Here is a 4,744-nt window from a genome sequence, read left to right as displayed (position 1 = left end):
ATCGAATATGCGAGAAATGATTATTGCAAACTCTGCACGTGTGATTTGACCATCCGAATGGAATGTTCCATCCTCATAACCATCAATAACGCCCAGTTTCATAAATGTTTTTATGGTCTTTTCACCCCAGTGTCCTTTAATGTCAGTCATTTCAACCTTTACATCAGCTTTCTTAGCTTCCTCTACCCTGGAAGTGATCGAATTAACAAGTTTACTCTCATTGTTATTGTTATTGTTATTGTTATTGTTGTTGTTGTTATTGTTGTTATTGTTGTTGTTATTGTTGTTGTTATTGTTGTTGTTATTGTTGTTGTTATTATTGTTGTTATTGTTGTTGTTATTGTGTATAGTAGCCACTACCTTACTATTGTTTTGAACAACATCAGTCACTAAGTTCGAATCCACCAGGTTTACCTGTCTTACGTTGTCCAGTACAATTTCGGCTAATCCCTGATTAACCGCATGAAATTTCAGCGTAGCCAGCGTTACATCGCCGCTTTGACCTGGCTTGTTAGACATTTGCGTATGTGCGATTTGAATTTTGTTCCCACTTACAATAGGATCCACAGTAAAGCCGCCACTCTTTTCGATGTCTATTTTTACAAACTCTAAACGGCTTGAATCAAACGATAAATTGACTTCAAATGCGTACAAATCGCTTAATTGTTTTCCTTCCACCTTCACTTCAAAGTTATTACCTGCCGATACACTTGCTTCCGGGATGGAAAGTAAATAACCCAGGCTAGGTTTTGCATGTGTAAGAGGCTGCGGAAGCAAGAACATGGTGAAAAGTAAAGTCAGACTGAATCTGAGAAGTTTTTTTAACAACAAAATAATCCACCTTTCAAATATAACTACTGAACAATTGCAGATAATGAGATCAAATCTAATGAGAAATGAGATAACAGCGCTTGCAATTAGAATAATACCTCGGAATCCAGCGAACTTAATACCACTAAAACAAACCATTCACTACTTGTTCAAATTCAGTTCATCCGCTGACCCGCAATTTACCAGAGCAGATGACTCATTTCTTCGTAATCACAATGTCTTTATTAATAACGTGATTTGACAAATATTGAAAACGCCTTCCAACGATCATGCACTAATCATAAATTTTCAGTTATACATTGAATATCCTAAAAATGTGTACAATTATCACAAAAAATGAACTTTTTCGACATTTACAATAACTTTATAAAAAGTGAAGAAAACGTCATCGACGACGAAAGGGGGGGAGATAATCTCCCCCCTTTCATTGCCGATTAATCCTCAATTTCGCTAATGCGATTAATTCAATTTTCCTTCAACCTTGTATGTGGTTGTTCTATTCCAAGATCGCTTTAGCTACAATGGCAAGGTCTACAATGTCTACTTTGCCGTCATGGTTTACATCCGCTTTCTCAACCCAGCCTACTTGACCTTGTTGTTTGCCGTAAGCAGCTGCAACCACAGCCAAGTCACCAATTGAGACACCACCTCCATTGATATCTGCAGTTATTTTATTGCTTTCGAACACTTGAATTGCCGCTTCCAATGCGGCTTTCGTGCTATCCACCTGCTGCTGGGTAGCACTCGAATTGTTTGCTGCAGCTTTGGCTTCATCGATTACCGACTGCAATTGCGCTTTGGAGCCAATCGCATATAGCCCATCTCCATTGCCTTCCACTGCTGCATTGTACATCGACTGAGCGCTTGCGATCGTTGCGTTCAAGAGCGATTTATCTACAGGTATACTAGGTACAGTTATTTGGATCTCACGGGAAGCTCCGCCGACCTGCAGCTCATTCCCTTGTGCATTGGCAATCACAACATGATCAACAGAAATTGTCGTATTGGTTGCTTCGGTTACAGATTTGGCCTTAAATTGGATTGTAAGCAAATCGCCTTGGGCAGGCACGTTCGCACCCACGTTGGCAGCGACAATCCGGAGTTGACCCGGTGCTGTTTCCTTTTGATCGATGACTTGGAACCCATCTTTCAGGGATGACACCGAATCGAATTGCACACTTGCTGGGTCATACTGTAGTGTGAAATCTTGGGCGTACACTTGCTCGTATACGCTTTGCGTAACGTCGGCCAGTCCCATCGTCAGAATGAAGGTTTGGCCAGAAAGTACCTGCTGTACACCTGTCAATGTAGACTTTGGTGCTGCTGGCGCTGGCAATACGGTTACGCTGACGCTTGTTGTCAATGCTACGTTATTAGGGTTTACCACTCCTGCAGGCAGAGTTACAGTTCCACTTACAGTGAATGTCTGCTGCGTCCGTACAGCCGGATCATAGCTTGATGCATCAACATTCCATGTCACATCAGCGTTCATGCTTCCTGTGTCGGTAACGAGCTCTGTCATTGCAGGTAATCCAAGGGCAGCTGCTGTCTTCGCCGTACCGTTCACCACCCCTGTGATTGCCGCAGGTGCTGTAATACTCTTAACCGTTTTATCCGATGAAGGAGCTTTTAATACCTGAAACTCATAAATTCTTGCCGTTTGATTCGTGTCTTGTGTTGGGACGGGAACGTTCAATTTGATATAACGTGCCGATACGGCGGCTATACTGTCTATCGTTATGCCCTTCGTATTATTGGCTACGTTGACCACCGTACTCCAGTTTGTACCGTCACTGCTGACCTGAATATTGTAGCCCTTCGTGTTCCAGTTGGCAGGCTCCCCGCCTGCCGAAGCATGCTTGATGATAAACCCGTTCACGCTCTGCACGGAACCGAGATCAAGTTGCAGCCAACGGTTGCTGGATGAAGAGCACCATTTGCTGTTCCCGGTTACGATACCGTCCACGGCTTTTGCCGCTGATTCTGAGGCAGAGCACGCGCTGTCCGCGGTTGCCGTCATCTGGGATGAAGGGATCTTATTAACAGTTACGCTAACGCTTGTTGTCAATGGCACGTTGTTGGCGTTTGCGACTCCACTAGGCAGGGTTACGGTTCCTGGTACCGTGAAGGTCTGTCCCGTCATGATCGTTGGATCGTAGTTAATGCCGCTTAAATCCCAAGTTACACCAGCATCCACATTTTCTGATTCGGTAACAAGAACTGCTTTTACGGGCAATCCAAGAGCAACTGCTGTCTTTGCCGTTCCGATGTCCAATCCTGTGATTGCTGCCGGCGCTGTGATGCTCACGAGATTCGGCAGTACCGATGGTGCTACTGTTACACCGATCTCCGCAGCGCTTGCAAACCCACCGACGCCCGCTGTTGCTTCGAGCTTGACATAAGATGCATCGGTCGAAGTAAATGATGCGTATTTCTCCGCACTGTTGTTATCCCAATTTCCACTTGCAATCTTAGTAAAGGATACACCATCCGTACTTACATACACGTTATAGCTCGTAATAATTCCATTGCTGCCTCCTGACTGTCTTGGTAGATACGCGACTTTATTGATCTTGAAGGTTCCTCCAAGGTTTAAGGTAATCGATTGGGGGAGAACAGAACCACTCCACTTTGTATGCCAGAACGTTCCTGTGTTCCCGTCAATCGCCATTGAGGCTGCGTTGTTAGCCCCAGCAGTTTCCTGACTTGTCGCCGTTGCCGTCATTTGGGATGAAGGGATCTTATTAACAGTTACCCTAATGCTTGTTGTTAATGGCACGCTGTTCGTGTTTACGACTTCAACAGGCAGGGTTATGGTTCCTGGTACTGTGAAGGTTTGCACCGTATTGATCGTTGGATCGTAGTTAATACTGCTTAAATCCCAAGTTACACCAGCATCCACATTACCTGAATCGGTTACAAGCGATACTTTACCAGGCAATCCAAGAGCTGCCGCTGTCTTCGCCGTTCCGATAGCCGCTGCTATTGGCGCAGGCTCTGTTATGCTGTTCAATTTCTTTGGTGGAATCTCTGTCAATTCAAACCAGCGCAAAGCCCAAAAACCTGTATTTAAATTCAGCCTTATTTTATGTGAGCCAGCACTCAGTGCGACCACCGGATCGGATATATTGCGATAGTCGCTCCAATGGTCGGTTTTGAATGATGTTTTCTTTTGGGATACGCCATCTACCAGGAATTCAATCTCTCCCGTAAATGCCTGTCCTTTTGTTACCACTCTGTAAGTGACTTGATAGAGTCCCGTTTTTGCCACATCTACGTTATATTCCAACCAGTCGCCAGCATCTATAGAATTAATTCGCCATGTGGATCCGCCATCATTAACGGGTTCATTTCCAAGTGTTTCACCATGTTTCGAATTGTAGTTTGCACCTAATATCCTTCCAGGCACCATAGCTGAACCAGGCAATACATCAAGCGTATTTACATTAAAGCTGGCTGTCTTTGAACCTATAGCCACAGTCAGTTGCTGTCCTGCTTTAAGAATGGCATTATCATAGCCGGTAATATTATCAATCGTTACATTCTCCACTTTTGTTGTTCCATCACTGTAAGTGCCTGTCACAACCAGCCCTTCAAGCATAAGCTTTTCTCCCAACAAGTAATTCAACTTTGTTGGCGGTGTAGTTATTGCGATGCTTTGAAGCTTAGCGCCAGAAGTCTCTTTGGCAATTGCCATGATCTGATCTGTTGACAATGCTTGATTATAAACCCTTACGGCATCCATACGTCCATTGAAGCTTTGTTTGCCGCTGCTGTCTGCGCCTATATACGTTCCTGTTGTTGGCGTAGAAGGAGTTGACGTATTATTGGTTACCGGTATGCTGTTGCCACCTACATACAGCTCCCATACGCCGTTTCTTCTTGCCGCAGAAATGTTGGTCCATTGCCCCGC

At 44.4% G+C, this 4,744-nt stretch carries 2 protein-coding genes; both read right to left on the bottom strand.

Annotated elements, in window-relative coordinates; all coding sequences use genetic code 11:
* A partial coding sequence (locus tag GC098_RS25685; RefSeq protein ID WP_246358955.1) for an S-layer homology domain-containing protein occupies positions 1–828 on the bottom strand: 828 nt, incomplete at its 3' end.
* A gap of 499 nt (positions 829–1,327) precedes the next feature.
* Positions 1,328–4,744, bottom strand: a 3,417-nt coding sequence (locus GC098_RS25680) for a discoidin domain-containing protein (RefSeq protein ID WP_171646062.1), incomplete at its 5' end; no start/stop codon positions are given.

Origin of the sequence: Paenibacillus phytorum, assembly GCF_013141715.1 — a bacterium.
GTDB lineage: Bacteria > Bacillota > Bacilli > Paenibacillales > NBRC-103111 > Paenibacillus_E > Paenibacillus_E phytorum.
The sequence above is the reverse complement of the archived record's forward strand: the minus strand, read 5'-3'. Positions and strand labels throughout refer to the sequence as shown.